Source organism: Vibrio sp. ABH4_348 (genome assembly GCF_056159765.1).
Window position 1 is genome coordinate 1,172,262 of the sequence record NZ_JBSWVW010000002.1, and the last position, 26,958, is coordinate 1,199,219.

At 43.8% G+C, this 26,958-nt stretch carries 23 protein-coding genes; 9 read left to right on the top strand and 14 right to left on the bottom strand.

Going from position 1 to position 26,958, the window contains the following annotated elements; all coding sequences use genetic code 11:
• Positions 1 to 121: 121 nt before the first annotated feature.
• Complete coding sequence (locus ACXAFJ_RS19205; RefSeq protein ID WP_475325661.1) at positions 122 to 2,803, top strand: bifunctional acetate--CoA ligase family protein/GNAT family N-acetyltransferase; 2,682 nt, start codon at positions 122 to 124, stop codon at positions 2,801 to 2,803.
• A gap of 6 nt (positions 2,804 to 2,809) precedes the next feature.
• Here ACXAFJ_RS19205 and ACXAFJ_RS19210 read toward each other — a convergent pair whose 3' ends face one another.
• From ACXAFJ_RS19210 to ACXAFJ_RS19225, 4 genes are all read right to left on the bottom strand, one after another.
• On the bottom strand, positions 2,810 to 3,700 hold the full coding sequence (locus ACXAFJ_RS19210; protein WP_475325662.1) for a LysR family transcriptional regulator: 891 nt from the start codon (positions 3,698 to 3,700) through the stop codon (positions 2,810 to 2,812).
• A gap of 468 nt (positions 3,701 to 4,168) precedes the next feature.
• Positions 4,169 to 5,863 (bottom strand): SgrR family transcriptional regulator, encoded by a 1,695-nt coding sequence (locus ACXAFJ_RS19215; protein WP_475325663.1) that lies wholly within the window; start codon positions 5,861 to 5,863, stop codon positions 4,169 to 4,171.
• A 376-nt stretch (positions 5,864 to 6,239) separates the two neighbouring features.
• The gene (locus ACXAFJ_RS19220) at positions 6,240 to 6,479 is read right to left on the bottom strand and encodes a DUF3389 family protein (RefSeq protein ID WP_475325665.1); all 240 of its coding nucleotides are present in this window, start codon (positions 6,477 to 6,479) and stop codon (positions 6,240 to 6,242) included.
• Positions 6,480 to 6,489: 10 nt separating this feature from the next.
• Positions 6,490 to 6,906 (bottom strand): hotdog fold thioesterase, encoded by a 417-nt coding sequence (locus tag ACXAFJ_RS19225; protein ID WP_475325666.1) that lies wholly within the window; start codon positions 6,904 to 6,906, stop codon positions 6,490 to 6,492.
• An 84-nt stretch (positions 6,907 to 6,990) separates the two neighbouring features.
• On the opposite strand from ACXAFJ_RS19225, the gene ACXAFJ_RS19230 reads away from it, so the two are divergent.
• Positions 6,991 to 7,797 carry a M48 family metallopeptidase gene (locus tag ACXAFJ_RS19230; protein ID WP_475325668.1) on the top strand — a complete coding sequence of 269 codons (807 nt, stop codon included), beginning with the start codon at positions 6,991 to 6,993 and terminating at the stop codon, positions 7,795 to 7,797.
• A gap of 79 nt (positions 7,798 to 7,876) precedes the next feature.
• On the opposite strand, the gene ACXAFJ_RS19235 is transcribed toward ACXAFJ_RS19230, so the two are convergent.
• Positions 7,877 to 8,065: a hypothetical protein gene (locus ACXAFJ_RS19235; protein WP_475325669.1), complete on the bottom strand. Its 189-nt coding sequence runs from the start codon at positions 8,063 to 8,065 to the stop codon at positions 7,877 to 7,879.
• Positions 8,066 to 8,602: 537 nt separating this feature from the next.
• Positions 8,603 to 10,333, bottom strand: a complete 1,731-nt coding sequence (locus ACXAFJ_RS19240; protein WP_475325671.1) for a bifunctional metallophosphatase/5'-nucleotidase — start codon at positions 10,331 to 10,333, stop codon at positions 8,603 to 8,605.
• Positions 10,334 to 10,568: 235 nt separating this feature from the next.
• Here ACXAFJ_RS19240 and ACXAFJ_RS19245 point away from each other — a divergent pair, with 235 nt between their 5' ends.
• Positions 10,569 to 12,200, top strand: coding sequence for a DUF2813 domain-containing protein (locus tag ACXAFJ_RS19245; RefSeq protein ID WP_475325672.1), 1,632 nt, complete (start codon positions 10,569 to 10,571; stop codon positions 12,198 to 12,200).
• A gap of 8 nt (positions 12,201 to 12,208) precedes the next feature.
• Here ACXAFJ_RS19245 and ACXAFJ_RS19250 read toward each other — a convergent pair whose 3' ends face one another.
• Positions 12,209 to 13,111, bottom strand: coding sequence for a LysR substrate-binding domain-containing protein (locus ACXAFJ_RS19250; RefSeq protein WP_475325673.1), 903 nt, complete (start codon positions 13,109 to 13,111; stop codon positions 12,209 to 12,211).
• 184 nt (positions 13,112 to 13,295) lie between these two features.
• On the opposite strand from ACXAFJ_RS19250, the gene focA reads away from it, so the two are divergent.
• A complete protein-coding gene (gene focA, locus ACXAFJ_RS19255; RefSeq protein WP_475325674.1) occupies positions 13,296 to 14,795 on the top strand; it encodes a formate transporter FocA in 1,500 nt (499 codons plus the stop codon).
• Positions 14,796 to 14,883: 88 nt separating this feature from the next.
• Here the strand turns inward: focA and ACXAFJ_RS19260 are convergent, their stop codons facing one another.
• The 3 genes from ACXAFJ_RS19260 to ACXAFJ_RS19270 all read right to left on the bottom strand — a co-directional run bounded on the left by ACXAFJ_RS19260 (position 14,884) and on the right by ACXAFJ_RS19270 (position 16,351).
• Positions 14,884 to 15,408: a YceI family protein gene (locus ACXAFJ_RS19260; RefSeq protein WP_475325804.1), complete on the bottom strand. Its 525-nt coding sequence runs from the start codon at positions 15,406 to 15,408 to the stop codon at positions 14,884 to 14,886.
• 41 nt (positions 15,409 to 15,449) lie between these two features.
• Entirely contained in the window at positions 15,450 to 15,989 is a 540-nt protein-coding gene (locus ACXAFJ_RS19265; protein WP_475325676.1) for a cytochrome b, read from the bottom strand.
• 122 nt (positions 15,990 to 16,111) lie between these two features.
• Entirely contained in the window at positions 16,112 to 16,351 is a 240-nt protein-coding gene (locus tag ACXAFJ_RS19270; protein WP_475325677.1) for a DUF2164 domain-containing protein, read from the bottom strand.
• Positions 16,352 to 16,606: 255 nt separating this feature from the next.
• Here ACXAFJ_RS19270 and ACXAFJ_RS19275 point away from each other — a divergent pair, with 255 nt between their 5' ends.
• The 3 genes from ACXAFJ_RS19275 to ACXAFJ_RS19285 all read left to right on the top strand — a co-directional run bounded on the left by ACXAFJ_RS19275 (position 16,607) and on the right by ACXAFJ_RS19285 (position 19,068).
• A complete protein-coding gene (locus tag ACXAFJ_RS19275) occupies positions 16,607 to 17,242 on the top strand; it encodes a hypothetical protein (RefSeq protein ID WP_475325679.1) in 636 nt (211 codons plus the stop codon).
• 66 nt (positions 17,243 to 17,308) lie between these two features.
• Positions 17,309 to 18,097: a lipase family protein gene (locus tag ACXAFJ_RS19280; RefSeq protein ID WP_475325681.1), complete on the top strand. Its 789-nt coding sequence runs from the start codon at positions 17,309 to 17,311 to the stop codon at positions 18,095 to 18,097.
• Positions 18,098 to 18,276: 179 nt separating this feature from the next.
• On the top strand, positions 18,277 to 19,068 hold the full coding sequence (locus ACXAFJ_RS19285) for an EAL domain-containing protein (protein WP_475325682.1): 792 nt from the start codon (positions 18,277 to 18,279) through the stop codon (positions 19,066 to 19,068).
• Between the two features lie 12 nt (positions 19,069 to 19,080).
• Here ACXAFJ_RS19285 and galE read toward each other — a convergent pair whose 3' ends face one another.
• From galE to ACXAFJ_RS19305, 4 genes are all read right to left on the bottom strand, one after another.
• Positions 19,081 to 20,097, bottom strand: coding sequence for a UDP-glucose 4-epimerase GalE (galE, locus tag ACXAFJ_RS19290; RefSeq protein WP_475325684.1), 1,017 nt, complete (start codon positions 20,095 to 20,097; stop codon positions 19,081 to 19,083).
• A gap of 124 nt (positions 20,098 to 20,221) precedes the next feature.
• A complete protein-coding gene (locus ACXAFJ_RS19295; RefSeq protein ID WP_475325685.1) occupies positions 20,222 to 21,640 on the bottom strand; it encodes an FAD-dependent oxidoreductase in 1,419 nt (472 codons plus the stop codon).
• Positions 21,641 to 21,937: 297 nt separating this feature from the next.
• Complete coding sequence (locus tag ACXAFJ_RS19300; RefSeq protein ID WP_475325687.1) at positions 21,938 to 24,364, bottom strand: ABC transporter permease; 2,427 nt, start codon at positions 24,362 to 24,364, stop codon at positions 21,938 to 21,940.
• Positions 24,361 to 25,041, bottom strand: a complete 681-nt coding sequence (locus ACXAFJ_RS19305) for an ABC transporter ATP-binding protein (protein ID WP_475325689.1) — start codon at positions 25,039 to 25,041, stop codon at positions 24,361 to 24,363. Before ACXAFJ_RS19305 ends, ACXAFJ_RS19300 begins: the two co-directional genes overlap by 4 nt.
• Between ACXAFJ_RS19305 and ACXAFJ_RS19310 the strand changes: the two genes are divergently transcribed.
• Positions 25,040 to 25,639 (top strand): arylesterase, encoded by a 600-nt coding sequence (locus ACXAFJ_RS19310; protein ID WP_475325690.1) that lies wholly within the window; start codon positions 25,040 to 25,042, stop codon positions 25,637 to 25,639. The two genes, ACXAFJ_RS19305 and ACXAFJ_RS19310, sit on opposite strands and share 2 nt — an antisense overlap.
• 74 nt (positions 25,640 to 25,713) lie before the next feature.
• Positions 25,714 to 26,922 (top strand): enoyl-ACP reductase FabV, encoded by a 1,209-nt coding sequence (gene fabV / locus ACXAFJ_RS19315; RefSeq protein WP_475325691.1) that lies wholly within the window; start codon positions 25,714 to 25,716, stop codon positions 26,920 to 26,922.
• Positions 26,923 to 26,958: the final 36 nt, after the last annotated feature.

Here is a 26,958-nt window from a genome sequence, read left to right on the forward strand (position 1 = left end):
ATACGTGGCACAATATTGCGGTTATTACGCCCTACCATCGATTAGCCTTGATTCAATATCACATTAAGCATTGCTCATTTTACATAAGATTTAGCAATCAAGTTCGAAAAGCACATCCTATATGAATAGCCTAAGTAATTTGTTCAAACCTCAATCTGTTGCCGTTATTGGCGCCTCAACTAAACCAATGAGGGCCGGCAATATCGTCATGCAAAATTTGCTACAGGAAGGTTTTGATGGTGCGATTATGCCTGTCCACCCAAAATACAAATCAGTTTGCGGTGTACTTGCCTATCCAAGCGTAACGGATTTGCCAATCGTTCCCGATTTGGTTGTGTTATGTACACATGCATCTAGAAATATTGAGATTTTTGAGCAGCTTGCAAAAATCGGCGCCAAATTAGTGGTTATCCTCTCTGCTGACATGCATGTCACGAGTCAAAACTCTGATATTAGTATTCAACAGGCCTGCTTAGAGATCGCCAGCGCTGCCGGAATGCGCGTAATTGGGCCGAATAGTTTGGGCATCATCCTACCTTGGGTTAACCTCAATGCTTCCTTTTCACCAAGCAGTGCTCACCGTGGCAAAATTGCTTTCATCTCTCAATCCGCAGCGGTGTGCACAACGGTTCTTGATTGGGCTAACGACAAAAATATCGGGTTTTCGGCATTTGTATCTTTAGGAAATGCAATCGACATTGATTTCGATGAGCTACTCGATTGCTTTAGTACCGACAGACACACCGATGCCATACTGCTTTACGTTGATACTATCTCTGACGCCAGACGTTTTATGTCGGCAGCCAGAGCTGCTTCTCGTAGTCGCCGTATCTTGGTATTGAAGGCTGGAAGAACCCATGCTGGTCAATTGGCTGCCCACGCCCATACCGGAGGAAGCAATACGTTAGACATCATTTATGACTCTGCTATTCGGCGAACCGGTATGCTGCGTGTGCATAACTCTCACGAACTATTTGCTGCGGTTGAAACACTCACTCATTCAGTTCCACTGCGAGGCGAACGTCTTGCCATAATAACTAATGGCGGCGGGCCTGCAATTATGGCTGTCGATACGCTAATCAGTCGCGGTGGGAAATTGGCGACGCTGGATGACGCTCTCATCGAGCAGCTCAATCAAGTATTGCCCGATAGTTGGAGTCACCAAAATCCGATTGATATGGTCGGTGATGCCAGTGAAAGACGTTATATTAATACTATAAACGCCATTATGGACAGCGATTGTGCTGATGCCATTCTCGTTATGCACAGCCCATCTGCCATCGCTCATTCAGATAGAACGGCAAAAGCCGTGGTTGATACAGTCAACAAGCATCCAAGACGTAAACGCTTTAATATATTAACCAATTGGTCAGGTGAAATGACGGCCCGTTCTGCCCGTAACATTTTCACCTCAGCGGGTATTCCAACCTATCGCACACCAGAAAGTTCAGTCGTCGCTTTCATGCATTTAGTGGAATATCGCCGTAACCAGAAACAGTTGATGGAAACCCCAACGACTTCAGAACCGGTGCACACTCAAGATGTCGAATCCGCCAAGAAGTGGATCAAAGAAAGGTTACAGGGTAATGAAAGTGTTAGCATGGATACCCAACAAATCGGCGGTTTTCTCAAGTATTTCGATTTCAATGTTCTGCAAACTTGGCTGGCGTCAGATCCATCAGAAGCAGTGCTGATCGCAGAACAAATCGGTTATCCTGTCGCCGTTAAGTTGCGCTCACCTGATATTCCACATAAATCCGATGTACAAGGAATTATGCTTAACTTGCGCAATGCTGAAGAGGTTTCTAGCGCATCACACGCCATTTTAGATCGTACCAAAGTTTCCTACCCAGCTGCGCGAATACAGGGTCTAGGTATTCAAGCTATGGCAAAACTTGCCGGCGGAGAGGAGATGCGAGTTAAGGTTATCACCGATGAAACCTTCGGGCCGGTTATTTTAATTGGCCAAGGGGGATCGGAATGGGATGTATCAATTGATGCCTCAGCCGCTCTGCCACCACTCAACACCGCCCTAGCGCGTTACCTCGTAGTCACAGCCATCAAGAACGGTCACATCAGACCACAGAAATTGCCACAACCGATGGATATACTGGGGCTAGCGGAATTTTTGGTGCGCGTATCCCAAATGGTTGTCGATTGCCCTGAACTGTATGAATTGGATATTCATCCTTTGTTGGTCAATGGCAATCAATTTACAATATTGGATGCCGACCTTACCCTAAGACCATATCAAGAAAACAAACATCCGCGGTTGGCAATTCGACCATATCCAGTTGATTTGGAAGAATTCTGTACATTGAAGGACGGTGAACAAATATTGCTCAGACCGATTTTACCTGAGGATGAACCGAATCACGCCCTATTCGTGCAGCAAGTTTCAAAAGAAGACCTCTACAAACGCTTCTTTACCGATGTGGGAGAGCTCAACCACGAAGCAATGGCGAATCTTACACAAATTGATTATGACCGAGAGATGGCGTTTATTGCGGTTTCTGATGCAGGAAAGGAAAGGCAAATAATCGGAGTCTCTAGAGCGTTGATAAACCCTGATAATACCGACGCTGAATTTGCCATCTTAATCCGATCAGACATGAAAGGTCGCGGCCTTGGCAAACATTTGATGAACAAAATCCTCGAATACTGTCGCCAAAAAGGCACACTGCAAATATCAGGAATGACAATGCCAACCAATCAAGGCATGTTGGGACTGGCAAAACATCTAGGGTTCCAAGTCGCGGTAGATTTTGAAGATGGCACGGCAGACATGAAGATGAAGCTCTAAAAGCTATTATTCAAGCTTAGGCCAGTTCTTCTTCAGATAGCGTATACACCAGTTTTTAGCCTCGCCCATTTTGTTGCGTCGCCAAGCCATAACAATAGGGACTTGAGATACCTCACTGCCATGTATTTGTTTTAACAATCCTTGCTCAATCAGGGGTGTTGCTACGTGTTTGGGAAGCGTAGCGATACCCAACCCTGATTTGATTGCTTTGACCTTTGCTTCAAAACTGGTCACCGTCAGCCGCGTTTGTTTTTGCAACACATTGACTGATTTGGTTGGTTGATCTCGCGCAGTATCCGCAATTGCGATAATCCTGTATTTGCTTCTGGCTTGCTCGTCGAATTCTCCCTGTCGATTATGAACATAGTGATTGGTCGACGCGACCCAAACCAGAGACATACTGCCAATATGCTCAGTCTTGAAATCAGCAGGTATAGTTTGCATATGAGGGCATACTAGCAAGTCCGCCCTTTCACTGACGAGTGACTCCCACGCGCCTGCCAGAATTTCTTCTTGTAGCTTGACTCGAGTTGAACTTATCTCACCTAATTTATTGACCAAGGTAAAAAATGGATCAATTGGCACAATACCATCAAATGCAATAGTGATATCTAACTCCCATCCATTAGCTATCGAACTGGCTTCGGTTACTAACTTGTTGGTAGCAGCAATAATGATACGCCCCTGTTCAAGAATTAAACGTCCCGCTTGTGTAAAGGTCGCTCGATGCCCAGAGCGGTCGAATATGATTAGATCAAGGTCTTGCTCAAGCTTTTGGATTTGATAACTCAGAGAAGAAGGCGCCCTATCCAACTCGTTCGCGGCGGCGGCGAAGCTACCACGTCGATCGATCGCGTCCAAGATACTCAATGCTTCTAAGGTAATGGGATTAATCACAATACCGCTTCCTCTCAAATTTAAGGCGGTTGATTTAAGGTTCACTATAAATTGGCATAAAGCGAATGTGAATTGACTTTATCTATTTATGCCCTTTAAACAAAACAACCAGCCGAAGCTGGTTGTTTTGTACTAGTTTTATTCAAAAGGTATTGATAAAAGTGCGAATAACTAGTTATTTATTTTTCTTAATCTCTTTCGTAACCATTACAGCAGAAGTAACGATGAAAGTGATGATAAGTGCAAGTTCCATCCCTATCCCTTATTAGTTTGCGGGCTGTACCGAGTGTACAATCGAAATTGTAACACCATAGACATACTTTGACACTTTTTGTTTAACTTTATTGCACTCACTAGCGGTTTAGATCAATTTTCGACCTATAACAGGAGAAATACTATTTTTTCTGTCACAAAAAAAGCCGAACTACTCTTCTAAGAAGTTACGTTGTTCGTCGAGCTCCCCTGACCTTAAGACTCTGAAGTGTGTTTTATCCAAACCCGGCTAAAGTCAAACCAGCCAAGAGCATTACATTTTGCGTTTTGAAGCGTTAGGCATTGGTCTTTACTAACGCCAAGCCAGCAGTGAAACATAGGAATCAACTGCTTGCTTTCGACCAGTGATTGCGCTAGTTGCTTCGCTGGGAATGAACTCGTTTCACTCATGCGCCATTGTTTCACCCAATTTTCCCATGTTTTGTAGTCATCATCGTGGCTACAAGATCGAATTCCACTGTTATCAATAAGCCAGGTTGCTAACGCTTCATCTTTGTGATTACTAATACCCATCGCTTTTAGCCAAAGGTCTACCGAAATGTCCTCAGGTAAGTTTTCCTCATACGGTAACCGTTTTAGACCAATGCCATCCTGAGCCAATACGGCCTCAATACTGTCAACCATGGCGGGAAAAACTGGATGATCAGAATGATAGGCGATCGTAACTTCATGTGTTGTCGTTGGCACTTTCGCATCAGACTGACTAACTTGGTGATACCATCCAGGCTTAATCCCTTGGGCGGGTAACACCCCTAGTTCGATGACCTTTTCTTTCGGCAGTAGTTTAAATAAATCGAGGGAATTGAGCCTTGAGCAAAAATAACTGGCCCATTGTTCATCTTTGGCTAAACCCGACTTTTTGTTAATTAGCAAATAGGTACACCCGGGATCTAGTTCAACTTGGTCATCTAGTAAAGAATGATTTGGGATAGTTGGCTTATGGAGACTCGGAAAAATAATCGATGAGTGAGAGTTACTGATGATCCATATTTCAACTCTATCTAGAAGTGCTCGATATCCGAAGTAGTTATCGAATGCTTCCAACACCAACCTTTGTTCATCATTTTGTACAACTCGATACGGTCCGGTCCCGATGGGATAGCTATCAAAGTTGTCTGAATCCACTAAATGTTCCGGTACAATTTTGGCTTCAGGTCCTGCAAGAAGATGGGCTAAACGGTAATCCGGGTATTCAAGTTCCAACGTGAGTACATTGGTCTCTGTCACATCAACATTTCGAATATGGGAAAACAGGGGTTTTTCTATCAAACATCTAATAGATTGTGCGATGTGTTGGCTAGTAAGTGTGTCGCCATTGTGTAATCGGATTTTGTTTCTAAGGTAAAATTTCCAAATTGTGGGTTCTATTTGCTCCCATTGATGAGCCAGATCCGGTTGAAGGCTTTCGTTTTCGTCTAGTTTGGTCAACCCACTAAACACTTGGCTAACAATATGTAGTTCTGAGCGCCGGATGGGTTTTCTCGGATTGAGTTTTGGCAGCGCTCTGTAATAAGGCAAGCGGATCGTTTGCAAGCCATCAGTTGTTTGCACACCTAAGTAAGACTCGACGATTCGAGCAAGTTTGCTGACGTCATTGCCCAAAACCTCAAGCGCCTGTTCAACACGCCCACTGTCGAGATGTTGTCTGACCAACGACTCGGAAACGCTCTCTTTACTCTGTTTAAATCGGAGCGTTGAATGTTTGCCCCTACCCGGTGCAGGCTCCCACTCGATCCAGCCTTCTTCCACCATTTTGTTCAGTACAATACGAGCATTACGACGCGTACAGAACAGTATTTCGGTAATATCATCTAATCGAGTCGAACAATTTTGGCCGGAAAAGTGCAGAAACAAACTTTCAAATTGCTTTCTTAGACGTGGGCTGCTCATAAAATACGGAAATATTTAGTGGAAGTGTGTTCTGTATTTTCCTCTTTTTTATAGTTGATTTAAATAGAGTTCATCGGATTTATTTACATATACCCAAGTGACCTCAAGATGCGAGGTTCAGCGAGAATTAACTAGGCTTCAAACAAGGCATTGATTTGCAGATCTAGTCGCTCTAAATCAAGAATCAATAACGCAGTATGAAGCTTAGTTAAACTCGCCCTTGGGAGCTCATATTCTGTCTCATTTCTTCGTCAAAGAACTTGGAAAGGACTTGTCATCGCTGCGTTCCAGTTCTTTAGGCAGAGAGGCTTGAACTGAACCAGAATATGTAGCTCTGAACTCTGCATCTTGAAGTTACTTGGATATATACCTGTCATTAGAGAAACTCAATCTGGATGCCCAAATACTCAGCAAGTCCTTGTGCGAGATCTGGCTCTAACTCAAAGCTCCATTTCACTGCACCAAGGTCGGCAATGATCAGTGTTTTATCACCGAGAGTGAGTATTTTTAACTCGTCTGCTTGTGCATTTAGCGTGATCGGATTTTCACCATCAATTTTGATCACGACTTCTCTGGCATTACAGATAACATAACCATTACTAATTGAAGTTTTCATCAAACAATACCTAGGCTCTCACCGCAACTGTCAGTCGGCTAACGCACAGCAAAACATCTTTTTCGTCTTTGATGTCGATTTGCCATACTTGTGTGCTTTTACCAATATGAATTGGAGACGCCTTAGCAAGAACGTGACCGTTACGCTTTGCTTTAATGTGATTAGCGTTGATATCCAAACCGACACAAAACTCTCCTTCAGGCACCGCCATATTGGCAGCCAGCGAGCCAACTGATTCAGCAAGCGCCACTGAGGCTCCACCATGTAACATCCCCAACGGCTGGTGGGTAAATTCAGCGACTGGCATTTGCGCTGTCAGTGAATTGTCATCAAAGTCTACATACTCAATTTGAAGATGCTGCATCAAAGTATTTTTGGAGGTTTGATTAAGCTCTGCTAATGAAAATTCACGCTTCCATATTGTCATTTGGTTTACTTCCTTCAATGCAATTTTTAACGAACAAGTATATACTCTACCTGCTTTTACGGGACTGATATAGATGGAGTTTTTATGGCAAAGTTACGAAACTTTTTTGCCGCGTCACTGATTGTTTCAAGTTTGGCAGCATGCACATCATCCCCGACGGGTAGAAGTCAACTTGTCATGTTTTCAAAACAAGAAATGAGTCAGCTTGGTGCTCGATCTTTCGAAGAAATGAAAAAGAAAGAAACGATTAGTCAAAATACTTCAGTAAATCAATATGTTCAGTGCGTAACAGACCAAATCACACAATACGTTCCGCCCCAAACTGGTTTTAAAGAATGGGAAGTCGTGGTATTTGAAAGTGACCAAATCAATGCTTTTGCACTTCCTGGCGGAAAAATTGGTGTTTATACCGGCCTTCTGAAAATTGCTAAAGACCAAGATCAGCTGGCAACCGTTATTGGTCATGAAATAGCTCACGTACTCGCCGATCACGGTAACGAGCGTATGTCTCAGGCCCAAATTGCAAATGCAGGTATGCAAATCACTGCGGTTGCTTTGGGTTCTAGTGAATATGCGCAGTATCGTGATTTAACCATGGCGGCATTAGGCATCGGTGTACAAGTTGGAGTTTTGCTTCCATACGGTCGAGAGCAGGAGTCTGAAGCAGATATACTTGGCCTTGAACTAATGGCTAAAGCAGGTTTCACACCAAAAGCCAGTGTCTCATTGTGGCAGAATATGGGCGCGGCATCGAAAGGAAAACAGCCACCAGAAATATTGTCGACTCATCCCTCAAATGCGACACGAATAGACGGGTTAAGAGAGAAAATACGCCAAATGCCAAATTACAATTCAGCGGCTCCAGATTGTAAGCGGCCAGAGGTAATTTAAAGCCAAAGACCAAAGTTTTAATTAATTTAAAGCGTATTTTTCTTCGGATCAAAAAAGCCAGCTAGTGCTGGCTTTTTAGTTAGTTTCTGATGCCGATATCTTTTTGAAGATGTGTCGACAGTTCACCCGAATAATATGCATTGCTCGTTGGTTGTTCAACAAACAAGATATCAATCAAGTGCATCATCAATCCTTTGAAGCTAACTGAATAGGTTCTTTCATCCATAGAGTGAGTAGACATAGTGTCTAAATGTACTGCTTGTGCCATTATAACCACCTCTAATAACCATTAACTCGTTGCTACAAGAAGAATTTTATTATTCAAATGACTCGAACAAGAAATGACTTTTTTGGATTATTCAGATTAGTTTTTCTAATGCTACAGTTTGGTAACATCACAAGTTTTAACTAGTTATAACACGTGAATATCTATGCACTAAGGCATGGGTTTTGTGAAATATTATGAGTAAGTCAATACCCAAAAGCTGATATGTTTTTACTTTGTTAAAACTAAAAATGTGGCCTTGAACAAAATTGGCTAATCTAAGCTAATAGAAAAAGTTACGAACTTGATTTTTAGAGATACAAACACTATTTGGGATACAAAAAGTGCCCCGAATGAGGCACTTTGACATGGAAAAGCTACCAGAGTCATACTCCGCCAAGGGGCACTAAGTATACAAGCGCAGACCAAAACCCGACCCAAGATACGACGACTAGCACATCTAACCAATCTTTACTCCACATAGAACCCCCTCAAGAAGTTTATGTAGTCACACACACCTTTGTGTGACAGTTCAATTGGTTATTTTGCAATCAACGTGCCAGTTACAAATGAGGAGTCCAAACAGGCGTTCTGTTGTCCTTGGTCTTGATCTCTGAGCCACTCAATGAAGCAATCTGCCATAGATTGATTGGACACAATCGGCTCTTCAACATAGTTGAGTAAAGCGTCATATCCCTCTTTCCCTTTTGCTGTATATACTGATGAAACACCACAGTATATCTGGTCTGCGACTACATGGCTCCAACCATTGGCACGGTCTTTTATCATTAGATTTGATATGCGCGAGCCGGTGGGGTTGTCATGAATATAATCAAATTGAACGCGACTTAAATACGGATAAGACCCTTGCCCGGTCCCCTCCACGCCATTATTCAGAGCGTTATTGATTGCCCCCTCTAAAGCAGCGGCAAGATCCTGCCCCTTAATTTTGTAGACTACTACCGGAATAGCGAAAGGTAAAAGTCGGCCAACAATATCACCCATGGTGAGTTGACCTGCCTTCAACGAAACACGCACACCGCCTGCATTGTGCAAGCCAAAATCCACATCATGGCCAAGTTTACACATCGCGTAGCGAAACGACTCTGCGACCAAAGGTGCTACTTCACTGCCCCCTAGTTCATCTGGTACACGCACGTGCCTCAGATTTCTTTGCAACTGATAAAGGGGCTGTGTCTGCAGTTTTTTTACTCTAGGACGGTATTTACTATCAAGAAGCTCGTAGATTTCTCTTGAGCGCTTGCAAACCACTACATTAGGCTGGGCAGTTATAGCACGGCGCACTTGTGCTATCTTTTCAGCGTTAAACTCTTGTTCCAGTGATGCATTATGAAACACGCGTTTGCCGATCAAGATTTCATTAGTACCACTAAAGCTGATTATCTCACCAGACTGGTTAAACTCCACTTCACAACGACCGATAGCCATCGAGTGACAACCAGCCTGGACGATATGGGTTCCATTGACTCGAATCCCATACTCATCGTCTTTGCCCAACCCTATCGCTTCAAAATCACCTTGAAGTCTGTGACTATGGCCGCCGATGATTAATGCAATGCCATCAACTTGTTTTGCAAGCTCGAAGTCCCCGTCGTAACCCAAATGGCTCAATAAGATGATATTGTTTATTCCGGACTGCTGAATCGCCTGCACCGTATTTTTGGCTGTTTCAATGGCATTAACAAATGGTGTGTCCGAATCAGGACTGGCGATGTCAGACATTTTGTCAATGGACAGACCAAAAATCGCCACCTGTTGTGTTTCATCACCTTTTACAATCCATCGCGCAATCTGTTTTTCAGTATCGAAAGAATAAACACTCGAGTTTTCACTCAACCGAGTACTTTTACTCTGGCATTCTTGACTCAAATCCCAGTTTCCCGCTAACAAAGGGAAGTTGATGCGCTGCGCAAAATCAGCGACCGGTTGATTGCCCATATCAAGCTCATGATTACCGAGCGTCATTGCATCTAAATTGAGAGCATTAAGTAAGTCTGAGTTGGCTAACCCCTTAAACAGGGAGAAATACAAAGTGCCTTGAAAACAATCACCAGCGTGAAGAAATAGAAAATGTTGATCATTTTTCAAAGCGTCTTGCTTCAGTTGGGCGGCACGCGTGGCTATTCGACCAAAACCACCAGCATTAACATAGGGATGGAAAACTTGGTTGTCGACTTTGACGGTTAACTCAGTGGATGTTGGGTCAAAGTGTGAATGAGTGTCATTGATATGAGCAATAGTGATCTTCATAAACGCCTTTTTCTGATTCCTTCCTTTCGATGCTAACGTGATTTAGTTTGCAGTTTTATGAAACGGACAACGCAATTGTAACTTACTCACCGCGATGCAAACAGCTTTCAATTGCATTCTTAGTTTCGAAATTTACCACATCAAATTTATAACCCTTTGATTAATCCCGTTGTTTACCTACAAAATGGGTTATGCTTAAAGTGTCCGCGTTGTAGGTGGAGATGGGAGAAGGCTAATGAAGATTGAACGCGTGGAAATATCTGGGTTTCGCGGCATCAAACGTTTGTCACTCGCGGTGGATTCTCTGACGACTCTAATAGGTGAGAATACTTGGGGTAAATCTTCGTTACTTGATGCCTTGTCTGTCGCTTTGCCAACAGACGGCTTGCTCTACCAATTTTCAATGACTGACTTTCACGTTGACTACGCACTTTCAACACCACAGACACAGACCCTACAAATATTGATTTCGTTTATCACGCAAGATGACAAAGTGATTAATGCTGGACGATATCGCAAGATCAAACCGCTTTGGGTAAATGGAGAAGACAACAGCAAACGCATTATCTATTGTATGACTGGCACTCGCGACGATTATTCGGTGTCTACCCAATATTCTTTCCTAGATAGTCAAGGTAACGAAATCAAACTTCACAGTGCGAACAAATACACACAAGAATTAATTTCGCTGCATCCCGTCATTCGCCTCAAAGATTCTCGCCGTTTCAACCACTTATCAGGAGATCAGCGAGATCCTGATCAGCGCGCGGAAAAGAGAATTGCGAATACATGTCGCCGGCTACTGGAGCTCCCTGGGCATGTCAACAAAGGCGAAATGAGGAGCAGCCTGAACGCGATGAACTCGCTGATGGAGCACTATTTTTCGTTTAAGCCCCTAGATAAGAAAAAAGCGACCAAAACCCGCGATGGCATTTTTTATCAGCGAAGCAACCATGAGATTAGCGTACCTTCGGTCATTGAATCTACCCATGATAAACAGACTCGTCTGCTCTTCCTTGGTTTGCTAAATGGGTATCTACAAGCGAAAGGTCCTAAACCCCTTCGCCGTTGTGCTCGGCCTCTGTTGATCATTGAAGATCCAGAGGGACGCCTTCACCCAACCCACCTCGCCCGAGCATGGAACCTGTTACAGCTGCTACCAATGCAAAAGTTGTTAACCACCAATAGTTCCGAGTTACTATCTCAGGTACCGCTGTCTAGTATATGTCGCTTAATAAGAAGATCAGATAGAACTGAAACACGTTCAATTTCTGCCAAAGACCTAACCAAAGACGATTTACGCCGAGTTGGTTTTCACGTTCGTTTTCATCGCTCTAGTGCCTTGTATGCTAGATGTTGGCTATTGGTAGAAGGTGAAACGGAAGTTTGGCTATTTAACGAGCTAGCTGCACTGTCTGGCTACAACTTGGCGGCAGAAGGCATTCAAATTATGGAGTTCGCGCAATCTGGGTTGAAATCCTTGATTAAAACCGCAAAAGCGTTTGGGATAGATTGGCATGTTGTCACCGACGGCGACGCGGCAGGCAAAAAATACGCGATGTCGGTAGAAAACCTTTTGGGAAAAGATTTGAGCTCTCATCGACTTACGGTTTTACCCGACCACGACATCGAGCATTACCTATACAACCACGGTTTCGAAGACTTCTTTAAGCAGTTGATCAAAATTTCACCCGACCACGCGATCCCACCGAAAAAAGTCGTCACTAAAGTGCTTAAAAAGTTTGCTAAACCAGATCTGGCAATCGCTATTGCCAAGCAATGCGAACAACAAGGTGCGGTGTGTATTCCCAAACTGCTTAGACAAGTATTACAACGTGTTTTAACTATGGCTCATGGCAACACTTAGTGGAAAGTCTAAAGTACCGGCTTGCCTTTCATCATTCTCAGCCCTTCACGTCGCACACATTCCGCTAATGGATTGGCCGTCATGTCGGCTCTCCAAACAAAAGAAAGCGTTCGCTCCATCTCTAATTCAGGGACATTTAGTACAGCCAAGGTTCCTAACTTGATGTATTTCTCCACATCCAAATATGGTAGACACGTCAGATATTGGCCATTGGCGACTAGGCTGCGCAGAACTGGCACGTGTTCGTATTCGCGCCAAACGTCTAAGTTCTCAATTAAATTGTGAATGGAGCTATCAAAAACATTGCGTGTACCTGAACCGTGTTCTCTCAATACCCATTTTGCTTGCGCCAACTGTGAAAGACTAACCTGATCTAACTTGGCGTACGGATGGTGCGCAGACGCCACAACGGTTAGATGATCTCGATGCCAAACCTCTTGTGCGAGGCGGTTGTCATCGCAGCGTCCCTCTATTATCCCAAGGTCAAAACGATAATTTAAAACCCCTTCAATTATGGTCGCCGTACTTTTCACTTTGAGCGGCATTCTTATCTCAGGAAAGTTACTATCAATAATACTGATTAGGTCAGGAATAAGATGTTCAGCAGGTGTTTGACTGGCTCCAATTTTAAGCTCACCACTTAGTAAATGTTGGTCATAAAAACCCAGTTCTATTTGCTGCGCATCACTGAGCAACTGCTTAGCTTTGGGTCTGAGCCACATTCCCCAGTGGGTAAGCGCCATTTGTTTACCTTGCCGCTCAAATAAAGGGCGTCCCAATAATTTTTCCAGTTGTGCCAGGGACATACTGGTCGCCGATTGGGTTAACGCTAGTTTTTCTGCTGCAAGACTGACACTGCCAGTGTCTGCTATTGCCACAAAAACTGACAGTTGTTTTAGAGAATATCGCATCGTTTTTCTAACTCCCAAAAGGTTCTTCACGACTATATTACTCATCCAGTTTGGTATCAAACAATCTGATAGATTTTATAAAAATTATCAAATTCACTTCGCAGTTTTGTCGACCTATTGTTAAGCCAGTTAATCGTTATATCACAGGAGGTTAGCTTGATTAACAGTGTATATGGGAGGCGAAATGAAGACCAAATCTGACCTGACATCGCCAAATCCCGTAGGTCTATCACCCAAAGAAATGGCTTCTAAAGCCCTAGCCTATACAGACGGGAAAATGACCAAATCTGGGTTTTCTTTGTTGATGAGTGCTGGCTGCGCTGGGCTCTTTATCGGCTTAGCGTTTGTGTTTTACATCACAGTCACCACTGGGGGTGGCCATTGGGGCTTAACTCGCTTTGTCGGTGGTGTTGCATTTAGTCTGGGTTTAATTCTTGTTGTCATCATGGGAGGGGAACTTTTTACCAGTTCAGTATTAACATCCATTACCTATGCCAGTAAACGCACCAAATTCAGCGCCATGTTGAAATATTGGTCACAGGTGTACTTTGGCAACTTCGTCGGAGCCGCAATACTGGTTGCGTTGGTATTCAGTGCCAAAATCCAATGGGTTAACCACGGACTTTGGGGTGAAACGCTGCTCAACTTAGCACTTCACAAATTGCATCACGATTGGTGGCAAGCTTTTAGCCTGGGACTATTGTGCAACCTAATGGTGTGTCTTGCGGTCTGGCTGACGTTTAGTAGTGAAAACCCAGCAACCAAAGCATTGCTTATGGTGTTACCCGTCGCGCTTTTTGTTTCTTCGGGCTTTGAGCACAGCATCGCAAATTTGTTTGTATTACCGTTGGCACTGCTAGTCAAAAGTACCGCCAACGCAGAGTTCCTTCAGCAAATAGCCATCTCAAGTGAAGCGTTATCAGCGCTTAGTTTCAACCACATCATTTTTGCCAATCTGGTCCCAGTGACATTAGGGAATATCGTCGGTGGTGCGGTTTTGGTGGGCTGGGTTAACTGGCGATTGCACCGCCCAGACCTAATCGATTCGACCAGCATCGACCTCATTTCAAAACAATCGTCATTTAACAACATTAGCCAACTAACCACTCAACTCAATCACAGGCAGGAGAACAACATGAACCCAGAGCTAAAAGTAAACCAATTCGCGAACTTTCACCCTGTCACTTTGTCACCGACACAGACTATCCATCAAGCCTGTCAGAAGTTAATTGCTTCCAATATTGAAGGTGCGCCCGTTGTGGATTTGCAAAATAGATTACTTGGATTTTTCTCAATCCATGACTTCTGTACTCATGCTTGGTTAAAAGACTACGACATTGAAGAAATGATTGTTGAAGACGCGCCACTCGTACAAGATTTGATGACTAAAGAAGTAGTGACCATATCTGGTGAGATGAGTGTATCTGAAGTACTGAGTTACTTTACTATCGACAAAGAGCAGTTGTACCCAGCAACTTCGATGGGCATCGCGACCGCTTATTCTGGATTCAGCGTTGAAGAACGACTAAAAGCAATGCAGGTTAAAAGACCAAGAACATTACCAATTGTTGAAGGTGAGCGATTGGTTGCCATCGTCAACCGATACACATTAGTGTCCGCGTTTTATCAGCAATTGGTACCATCCAACGACCAAGAGCAACAGACTGATAAACAATCTGCTTAAGTAAGTACTTAAACAAAAGCACCAAAACAAAATGCCCGCTGCACTGTAACATGTGCGGCGGGCATCGAATAAGATCTACTGTGGTCGCTTACATCTTAATGCCTTCGACATGAAGCTCCATATCAACGTAGCTCGCTGGCCCCATCACTGTAATACCAAAGTCTTTCAGCTCTAGTCTTGTCGTACCAACAAATCCTGCACGAGTTCCACCCCACGGGTCTTGGCCTGCACCAATGAAATCAGCATCAATCGCAATCTCTTTTGTCACACCATGAAGATTAAGATCGCCAACAATCGTTAGATCACCATCGTTATCTTGAGTCACTGATTTACTAGTAAACACAGCGGTTGGATACTTGCCTGCATCGATAAAGTCTGAACTACGGATATGCTTATCACGTTCAGCGTGGTTAGAATCTAGGCTTGTAGTGTCCACGGTTACTTTTACGCTCGCATCTGACACGTTTTCCGGGTCATAAGAAAAAGAACCTTCGAATGAATTGAAGCGGCCCTTGATGAAGCTATAGCCCAGGTGGCTGACTTTAAAGTTGATGGAAGCGTGTGCGCCTTTAGTGTCGATGACATAGTCAGCGGCATTGGCAAAACCAGACATCGCAACTAAACCAATACTTCCCAACGTGATTAGTGCTTTTTTCAATTACGTTCTCCTATCATTTTTATCAGTGTTTTATCTTTGTCGATCAAGTGATGTTTAAGCGCCGCCATAGCGTGTATCCCAGCCAATATGACCAGTGTCCAAGCAACGTAGAAGTGAATTTCTCCAGCCAAATCGGCCTGTCCTTCGAACCATTTCCCCGTTGATGGGACGGTAAACCATGTAAATACTTGTATTCCTCTACCATCTTCAGTCGAAATCAAGTAGCCAGACACAAATAGCACGGCCAATAAAACATACATCAGGCCATGTGCAGACTTGGCGACTCGTTTTTCCCAAGCTTTCCCTTCCATTTTGGGTGCTTGAGAGAGCATTTTCCAAAATAAGCGAAATAACGTAACAAGTGCCAAAAGAATGCCCACAGAACGATGCCAGTCAGGTGCCGTTTTGTACCATTCACTGTAATAGCTAAGGTCAACCATCCACAAACCAACACCAAACAAAGAAAAAACAACCACTGCTGAAAGCCAGTGTATTAATCTTGTTAAAGGGTGATAGACTCGGATATTAGAGTTCATGCTATTTCCTAAATAATCGTTGCTGAAGACAGTATTGGTGATGGGCAGTATTAGTTACATCACAAAGGCTTGAATAACTTCATCGAAAAAACTGAAGTAATGAATCAGAGTAACTGTTAGCTTTACTCAGACACGTCTTTTTTAAGCGCGTACAAATCGTCCGTCATGGCTTCGACTCGCTGGTTCAACAAAACGGTAGCATCTTCAATACCTTTGTTATAAAACGTAGACCCAAATTTGTCGCAGATAAAATCGAACAAAAAGATGGCGTCAAATTGGCCCAGTTCCGTTTCTAGCTCATCTTCAAAATAGCGTTGTATGATTTGAGCGTACTGCTCTTTTTCTGAGTGATCAAACTTCATAAATGTTCACCAAAATTACGTTGATAAGTAAATCCTACAAGGTACTGATACCTAAACAAGCTCATTGGTCAGAATTTGCAACTGACTCAACTAAACTCTCTTCTGTCTGCATACAAAATTCGTATTTGAAAGAGATCAAAGACTTGATAAGACTGGATATTCAATATGTAAAAATGTGTTAGCCTGCATCAGTTGAATGCGATTACCAAATTAGATTCAAGAAACCCATTTGATGATAAAAGTCCAGAGGCTAACTTGTTACTAGATACACTGATCCAAAGCGTTAATGAGTTTCAAGCGGATTGTTTGCGCTTTAGCGAGCAACACTACCCTACAATTCATAATCAGGGAATCAGTCAACATCACCTCGGTTTGGCATTTTCAAGACGACTAAGCCGCACTTTAAATGAGTTTGGTCATCCATGTGAACTGGCTTCGCTGGAAATAGAAAACAGTAAAGAACAAGCCAGACATTACCGGGTAAGTAGCCAAGCAGGAACGGTTTGGATCTTGACAGGTAACATGGCCAATGCCAGTCATAACAACCGCAATAAGTTGTTTCGCTCGTTGGCACTTTGGCAACAAGAATACGGGTTTGCTACCCAACCCAATGATCTCGTTTTACTCTTGACCGATCATTGGATTACCAGAAGTAAACAGAGTCGTGAATTACTACACTGGTGGACCGGACAACTTCCCGACGACATCGATGAGTTTAAGCTGCAAGGTATTAGCTTGTACGAAAGTGATTCACAACTGAATTTAGATATTGAAAAGTATTTTGACTTGCGACCTTACTTTGTCAAATTTACCCATCCACTGAGACGCTCCAAAGACCAAGCATTAGTGCGAAAGTACCTACAGCTCTATTCCGTGATTCAGCTTAGCTAGCCTACCTATTGTCATCAATAAGTCATCTTCAAAAACTAGAATGAAACAAAAACTCGTTTAGCTAATTTGAAGAAACTTAAACGCTACCAATACGAACGTTATGCCATTCTTTGTAATCTAGCGTACCAAAAAGTTCTAAAACAAACTCGGTATGGATTTGCGCCAAACGGCCAGCGAGTGATTTGTAATCGACGCGGGCAACCAATGATAAGAGTGCTTTGGTCGAATCATTCCGATGAAGTGGTTGTTGTGATTAAAGGATCGCACCATTGGTTCGATTGGTTGTTAAACTTGGATTTGCGCGTGAGATTTTGTCGCCACTTGCCTTTACCCCATCGAGTCCATTCAGGTTATCTGACTTTACTCAATCAAGAGAGTACTCCCAATCACAATACTGACCGATTGGGTGTTAATGTTTCAGAACGGCTTAGCCTGATACTTGAAATGCTGATCGAGCAAGGTAAACGTATTACCTTCACCGGGCACTCAGCGGGCGGTGCGATGGCTTGTATTTTTGCCGATTGGTTAGAAAAAAAACACCCAAAAAGCGTAAAACGCGTTGTCACCTTCGGCCAGCCCGCTTTTGGTAGTTGGCAAACCAAAAAGCACTACGCGCTCAAACACAGAACTTATCGAATTTGTTGTGACCTCGATATTGTTACCTTTATGCCACCAATCCCCCTTGTTTACTGGCATGTTGGTAAAATGCTTTGGCTTTACGACGGAAAAATCTATGAAAACACGCCAACCATCCAGCGATTCATACGATCGATTATCTCGTGGCTACTAAGACCATTTACGTACCATCTAATGTCTAAGTATATCCGCAACAAAGACTTTTTTGATGAAAGATGAAACCTGGCTTGCAATAGAAATGAGACAGCAGGCAAAGTTTTGCCTGTTGTCTTATTGCGTATTTTTTCAAAAAAACGTAATAATGATTCAACAACGGAACAGCTGACCATTCTAGTCAGCTACTACGTGTCTCTCTTCATTATTAAGAGCAATACGTAACGGCAAGGGATTGAAAACTGGTGCTTATAACCACTCTAAAACAGTTCAATCAGCATATCTCATATCATCAACATCAGGGTTACCAAGCTCGCTATGGCGATTGGTCGCTGTCTAGTGTGTTTCAACCTATCTTTTCAAACCAGTTGGAAGTCGTTGGATATGAAGCACTGGTTAGAATTCGTCACCGCCTTGGGCATGCAGTCCGCCCTGATCTGTTTTTTGCCGACACTAGTCTGGCGTATAAAGACAAAATCAATGTTGAACGTTTAAGCCGCGCAATACATATACGCAATTTTGCTTTGTCGCAATATAAGCACCTTAAACTGTTTTTGAACGTGTTACCCGACTCAGGAGAATATTTAACGCTCGGCGATGCAACGCAAAGCCTGATTGCTCGACGGGTAAAAGCGTTAAAAATGAAGCCAGAGCAGTTGGTCATGGAAATTGTTGAAGCTGACTCAAATAGCGAACAAAGGCTAAAATTCGCTATGGAATCACTTGCCGAAGTGGGTTTTAACATTGCCATAGACGATTTCGGAGTTAACGCTTCAAACGCCGAGCGTGTTAGAGCGATTCAACCAAGTATCATTAAGATAGACCGTTCATTACTGATCAAGCTTGAACAAGGTGACGATAGTAAGGTGCTCGAAGCCATTGCTTTAGCGAGAGAAATTGGTGCTAGCACTGTGATTGAAGGTGTGGAGACTGAGACGCAGCTCAAACTTGCACAGCAGTATGCCATCGATATGTTTCAGGGATACCTGTTAGGCATCCCTGAAAATATATATTTACTTGAATCATCAACAGCCTAATTGTAAGGCTAATCAATTACCTTCAAAACCATTAGGGTTTTGCGATTGCCAGCGCCAAGTGTCGACCGTCATATCGAGCAAGGTGCGTTCTGCCTGCCAATTTAGTTCTTCCTTGGCTTTTTTAGGATTAGCCCAACATTCCGCGATATCACCTGGACGACGAGCAACAACTTGATATGGAACGTTGGCACCTGACGCTTCTTCAAACGCTTTGACCATGTCTAATACACTGTAGCCATTTCCAGTACCTAAGTTGTAAACATGTAACCCTGCCTTTTCGCCGACATTTTTCAAAGCTGCAATATGGCCGTCAGCCAAATCTAAGACATGGATATAGTCACGAACACCGGTTCCGTCTGGAGTCGGATAATCATCCCCAAACACCGACAATTTGTCGCGACGCCCAACGGCCACCTGAGAAACAAATGGCATCAAGTTGTTAGGAATCCCCTGCGGATCTTCACCTAACAAACCAGATTGATGTGCCCCTACTGGATTAAAGTAGCGCAATAAAGTTACGCTCCAATCTGAATTAGCTTTCTGGAAATCAGTCAGGCATTCTTCAACGATTAACTTGCTGCGGCCATATGGGTTAGTTGCACTCGTCGGAAAGTCTTCTGTAATTGGCACACTTGCCGGATCGCCGTACACGGTGGCAGATGAACTAAAAATCAGAGTTTTAACGCCGGTTTCTCGCATAGCTGCAACCAGTGTTAACGTACCGGTTACGTTGTTATCGTAGTACTCAAGTGGCTTTTCTACTGATTCACCGACCGCTTTCAGGCCAGCAAAATGGATCACTGCATCAATTTGATACTGCTCTAGTGCAGAGGTTAGGGACGCCTTGTCTCTAATGTCAGCATGCACAAATGGAAGGCGTGTACCAGTCACGGTTTCAATACGGTTCAGTACTTCTTCGCTGCTGTTGTCCAAGTTGTCGTAAATTACGGGTTTAAGACCCGATTGAATCAGTTGAATACAGGTATGGCTGCCTATATAGCCCATTCCACCTGTCACGAGAATATTCATTCTGAGCTCCGAGAAAATTTGTTTTCAAAAATGCCGTGCATCATAACCAAGTTAGGCACTTGGTTTCATTACTACCTTTGAATTCTAGACCCAATTCTCAACTTTGACTTTAGGGTGAGCTTATCTATCCGTAAACCAACGCGAGCTCTTTTGGATAGCCACGTTGCTCACAAAGTTGCGCCGCGTATGCTTCGACTTCCCGCTCGGAGAAACTCACAGTCGTCTGGTGTTGCTCTTCAATTGAACTTCCCTCATGCTCACAGCCCCATTTGGCGTAGATTTCTTTGGCTGCTTTTAACGCTGAAGAGCCTTTAACAATTTCCATTCGCGCATAGCGATTCCCCACAAATGATACTGTAGATGATCGCAAAGTTGGATCATCGCCAGGAATTTGCTGGGCGCCAAACAAAGGTAAATCAAATGCATCGGCACTGCGAAAGCTCTCTATATAGTTCGCCATATATTCAATGGCGCGACGACCTCGTTGCGTTGCAATTTTAGGGTCGAATCGACTAGACAGGTAGGATTGGTATTCGCCGGGAAGTTTCGGTTGAGCATTACCCAACTCACTAGATACCAAGCCAGCCTCAAACAAAGTAATGTCCTTGGTCATGCCATGCAGTTGAACAATACCATTGGGGTAAGGTGTAAATTGCGCCATTCCTTGTGGAGTACCGCGCTCACCAATAAACACCACTTCAGGCCATAGCTCGTTGGTATCCCATTTAGACACATATGCCGCTTTGAACTCGACAATTCGCTGTCTCGACTCGTGAATCTGATTGTCAAGTTCACCAGTCTTAAATCCACAAGCGTTAATCAGGAAATCAAAATGTTCAGTTTGATAAAGCTGTTCTGATGAGGAAAACGTGACATTGTAACCGAATTCAACACTTTCAATACTGACGACTTTGGTCGAAGTCTTCAATTCACAACTGGGGAGCTGTCTAAGTGATAATTCGGCGGTAGCGGCAAGCCTAAACACACTCCAACCATATTCATTGACTACCAATACTGGAAATTTAATTGAATCCAAGTTGGTATTTTTGGCAAACGCAATAACCCATTCATCCATCGTTTTCGGGTTTTGAGGAGCCGTTTGTCGGGCTAAGTTTTCTAGTTCTGGTTTACTATAACAGCGATAGTAGTCAGCGGGATCACCCAGTACTTGATTGAGTGGATCTTCGTCCACCAGTTTTTGATAGCTTTGTCGAATACAATTTGCCCGGGAGATAATGTCGTCGGGGCTAAAGTCTAGCTGACGAGGAATCGCAATCACTGTGGGACGAGGATTCAGTGTATGCGGATACAAGCGGACCGTTTCAATAGACTGTTGTAATAATTCAACACATTGCTCTAGGTCGATTTCTCGGTAGAGATTTCCACCCGCATGTAAATGGCAGATTGGTGGCCCATCAACTAAGGAGGCATTTTTATCAAACAGTGAAACTTGCACACCTTTTTCTGCTAGGTGTAAGGCAGCTGTCACGCCAGCTACGCCACCGCCAACAATACAAACACGACTGTCTAATAGTGATTTCATTTACTTGGTTTTACTTCCTAAAAGAACTGTGCTCATTCTACGCTTTTGGACACCAATATGAATCACATTTTTCTGTGGATTTTTGAAAAATACAACATTTTTCATTGTAAAAAAAATCTAAAAAAAAGCTTGACGCCCCCTAACAAGAATCATGTTTTCTCCTTATTGTGCATAACCAATTAAGCAGACTCTTTGACAAATCAGGGCTAGAAAAAAGGCCGCAAAGTTTGCGGCCAAAGTTATCCAATTTTTATCCACTGCTTCTGTGGATAAACAATAACAAGTCAGCTGTTTCTATCAGCTAAGTTGTTTGTTTACAGGCATTAACATCTTTCTAACCATGTTGTATGACACGACAAACAAGGTGCCAAATGTTACTGCTGGCAAGGCAAACCACATTCCTAAGTGCAACGTAGGTGCAGTATCAAACCCGTAGTTCATTAGGGATGCGACCACAAGTTCTGCGCCCATTGTCGCGACTATGCCGGCTACCGCCGCCATTAGGCCATACTCAGCCCAAATCGTGGCATTAATACGTTTTTTACTCGCTCCTAAAGTACGATACAACTGCACTTCCTGCTGACGCTGACTCATACTCAACCTCAAAAGCGTGTAAATAAGAAGCACGCCTGCGATGACTCCCATACCAGCCAGTATGGTAATTGCCCACACCAGTTGCTCTAGTAGGCCTTGTATCTTCTGGCCCATGCCTCGAATGTCCATAAGGCTAACCGTGGGATGGTTTCTCGATAGTTGTTGAACCATGTCATCATTTTGATCTTCAAGCCTAAAGCTGACTAACCAGGTTGATGGCAGTTCTTGCAACAAATCTGGTGTAAATATGAAGTAGAAATTGGGCTTCATATCTCGCCACTCAACAAATCGTATCGAATTAACCCTTGCTTCTACCTTTTGGCTATTGATAACAAACCCGAGCTTATCGCCAACTTTTACGCCTAGACTTTCGGCCACATCGACCTCGATCGATACACCCCCAGTACCAGTCCATTGACCTTCCAATAGCTCGTTGTGTTCTGGAATTCCATCGCCCCAGGTAAAATTCAATTCACGTGAAAGCGCCTCAGGCTCTTCATTCGCGCCCACATAGGTTTGTGCATCTTGATCGTTGATTTCGGTTAGTCGGCCTCGAATAATGGGATAAGCAGGCGAACGATCGATCTGTTGTTGATCCAGCTGCTCCAAGTAGTTTTGTTTTTCGTAGCCAGCAATATTGAGCGCGAACGCATTATGGGCATCAGCGGGTAGTGTGCGCTGCCAGTCTGATAGTAAGTCGGTTCTAACCAACCAAATGGTAGCAAGCAGCATTAGTGAAAGTGCCAACGCACCAAACTGAATGCCAGTTGTGGTATTTGAACGGTTTATTCGACTCAGTGCCAATTGGAACGCTGTGCTCAAAGGAATTCGCTTTAAGCCTTTGGTTATAGCAATAGATAGCAGGGCCAGCACCGCGAACAAAGCGACAATGCCTGCCAATACCAACCAGACTAGAGTATTGGACTTATATACCCATAACATAGGTACAACAGGCACCAGCAACAACCACCAGCGCGACAATTGACTTGTTTTTGCCTGCTCTTGCATCACGCTCGCAGCACTGGTGTCCATTAATTTGAGTAGTGGCATGCCAAGAGCAGGTACAGCAATTAATACCGCGGTGATGATAGAGGTAACAAATGGCCAAACACCGTATGACGGCAATGGAGAAGGTAATAAGTCGACCAGTGGAATCCGCAAAAGGTACTCAAGTATAATGCCTGCAACAGAACCAAGCACGGACGACAGCAACAATAAGATCAATACCTGAGTGCTTAGCCACCTTGCAATCCAGCTTCGTTTAGCCCCTAAGCTTTTCAGCATGGCAATGGTTTTAACCCGTGACTGAACATAGTGCTGGCAGGTTAAAACCAGCGTCGTCGCGGCCATAATGATAACAATGGCAACAGTCAATGATAGATACTGCTCAGTACGCTCGAACACATCGTTGGTTCGACTACCACTGTCTTTATCGCGCCATCTGTCACTCGGTGTAATCTCTACGGACTCTTTTGCTTCCGCAATTTTTGCTTCGTCACCAACCAAGTATAAGTTGAATCGAACCCGACTACCGAGTTGCACCGCCCCCGTTTTGTCAATGTCAGCTTGGTGAATAAATGCGGTTGGCATTTGTTGGAAGGGGTTAAAGCTTAGCCCTGGTTCTTCTTTAACTAGGCCTGAAACCTCCAGTTCCGCATCGCCAATAGTGACGTTGTCACCTACTTTTACATCGAGTGAAGATGCAATTCTAGGATCTAACCAAAGCTCACCAGGGTTAACTTTTGTTTTTAGCTCGCCGTTAGATTCCAGCAGCATGGTTCCCTTTAGAGGGTATTGGCTATCAACGGCTTTTACCGTAATCAGCTGCATACCTTGGTCACTAAAGGCCATTGTCGCAAAGCGAGTTCGTATAGAGCGTTGTAAGCCTTCCGTCGCCGAAAGCAAGGTGTCAGGTAGAGGGTTGGAACTGGTGTACACCGTATCTGCGGTTAACGCGTCTTTACCCTGTTTGACGATGACCTGCTCCATTCTTTGAGCAAGGGCTGATAACGCAAAGATACAGGCAATAATTAAAGTGAGGGCAACAGATACCGGCCACAATTGTCCATGGCGTATTTCTCCCCAACTCCACCGCACCAATCTAGATTGGACTGACACATCTTGGCTCATGTCGTTTCCTCCAACTGCCCTGCTTTAATTACTACAGTGCGTTCACAGCGCTTCGCCAAGCTAGTATCATGAGTTACCATAACCAAGGTAGTACCGTGCTGCTTATTCAAGTCAAACAACAGTTCGACAATTTTCTCCGCCGTATGTTGATCTAGGTTCCCAGTCGGTTCATCCGCAAACAGAACCTGTGGTTTAATCATAAATGCTCTCGCAATAGCGACACGCTGCTGCTCGCCCCCAGAAAGTTGATTCGGAGAATGATGAATTCGATTTTCTAACCCTACCGATTTCAATAGTTCCGTAGCGCGTTCATGATCTTCTTTCTCACCTTTTAGCAAGCAAGGAAGCGTGACGTTTTCGAGCGCACTTAAAGTTGGGATTAGCAAAAAACTTTGAAAGACAAAGCCTAGTTTTTCACTTCGCAACGCAGCTCTTTGCTCATCGTCCATCGCGCCGTAATCTTGTCCCAGTACTTCGATGGTACCGCTGGTAGTGGTGTCTAAACCGGCAAGTAACGTCATCAGAGTCGATTTACCGGCGCCTGACGGGCCCACAATTGCAACTGACTCACCTTGTTTTACATCGAGTGAAACCTTATCTAGGATAGTAAGCTGCTCTTGCTGAGAACTGACAACTTTTGTCACGTCTTGGGCTTTGATTACGGAAGAACTATTCATGATTCGATTTTTTACCTTGTTGTTTTTGTTAATGGCTAGCCAATCTGTGTTTGCTAAAACGCTACTAATACTCGGTGACAGCTTAAGCGCAGGTTACCAGATGCCAATTGAACAAGCCTGGCCTTCACTACTCCCGTCAGAGCTGGAATCGCTTGGCCATGACGTTCAAGTCGTTAACGGAAGTATCTCAGGTGATACCACCGGTAATGGCCTAGAACGTTTACCTAACCTGTTAGCCGAACACAATCCAGACTACGTGTTAATCGAGCTTGGCGCCAATGATGGTTTACGAGGTTTCCCCCCTAATATGATCAAAGGCAACCTTTCTAAATTGATACAAATGATAACAAGTGCCGACGCTCAGCCGCTTGTCATGCAAATTCATGTCTTACCAAACTATGGCAAGCGCTATACTGAGGCATTTTCCGAAATCTATCCCGCCATTTCCGAGCAGTACAAGATTCCGTTAATTCCCTTCTTTTTGGAAGGGGTGATTCGCCACGGCGGTTGGATGATGTCAGACGGCTTACATCCCAAACCTGAAGCGCAACCTTGGATCGCTAATTTTGTTGCCAAGGCTCTCAATAAGCACATTTAATTTGTTTCAGCGCAAAGAACCGCTTCACATAATCTTTTAGATTTGGCTCAAATGCCAAAATTCAAGGTTAAGTGATGAATATTGAGCCAATTATTCAAGGAGTGGTTGCCAAATCTGCGCATCCACTTGGTTGTGAACAATCGGTACGCAAGCAAATTGAGTATGTAAAACAATCAAAATCAAACTGTGCAACACCAAAACGGATTTTGGTTATTGGTGGTTCGTCGGGTTTTGGTCTCGCGAGCCGTATCGCGCTTGCTTTTGGTAACGGTCAGGCTGACACCATATCAGTCAGTATGGAACGAGCCCCAAGTAAGACACATTCGGGTAGTGCTGGTTGGTATAACGATTATTACTTCAAGAAATACGCGGAACGCGAAGGAAAAATTGCCGTGAATATTCACGGCGACGCGTTTAGCCAAAGCGTCAAAGACGAAGTAATAGAAGCAGTCGAAACCTATTTTGAAGGGGAAGTCGACTTAGTTATCTACAGTGTCGCGAGTGGTAAACGTGTTGATGAACGCGATGAAAAAACATGGTATTCGTCAATCGCCCCTATGTCCTCTTGCATTGAGGGCTACAGCTTTTCATTTGAAAGTGATGAATTAATTTACTCTGAATTACCACCAGCCACTGCTGGAGAAATCTTAGCGACCAAAAAAGTGATGGGCGGTGAAGATTGGGAAGCGTGGATCGATGCTTTGATTAATGCCGATTCAGTAGCGGAAGGTTGCCAAACTGTAGCGTTTTCTTATGTGGGTCCTGAGCTTACTCATCCAATATATTTGGACGGTACCTTGGGACACGCAAAAATCGACTTACACCAAACCAGCCATTCGCTGAACCTTAAGCTCGCTCACTATGGTGGAGCGGCCCATGCGTCTGTTTGTAAGGCTTTGGTAACCAAAGCAAGTGTGTTTATCCCAACGCTGGGTCCTTATCTAGCAGCGCTGTACAAAGTTATGAAACAGCAAGGTACGCATGAAGGCTGTATCGAACAAATGGTTAGGTTGTTTAATCAGAAGATGTACCAAGATGGTTCAACGGTCACTGATAGCGAACGCCTGATTCGAATTGATGAATTTGAATTAGACCAAGAAACGCAACAGCAAGTCGAGTTGTTACTCAACGAATTAACGCCGGATAATTTCGAGCGATTGTCGGATTATCAAGGCATTAAACAAGAGTTTTTAGCACTTAACGGTTTTGCCCACGAAGAAGTGAATTATGCTCAATCTGTCGATATGGCACCGTTTATCAAATACGCCAGTCGTTTTGGTTAAACCGAATTGATTCATATCTTATCTACTTTCCATTCC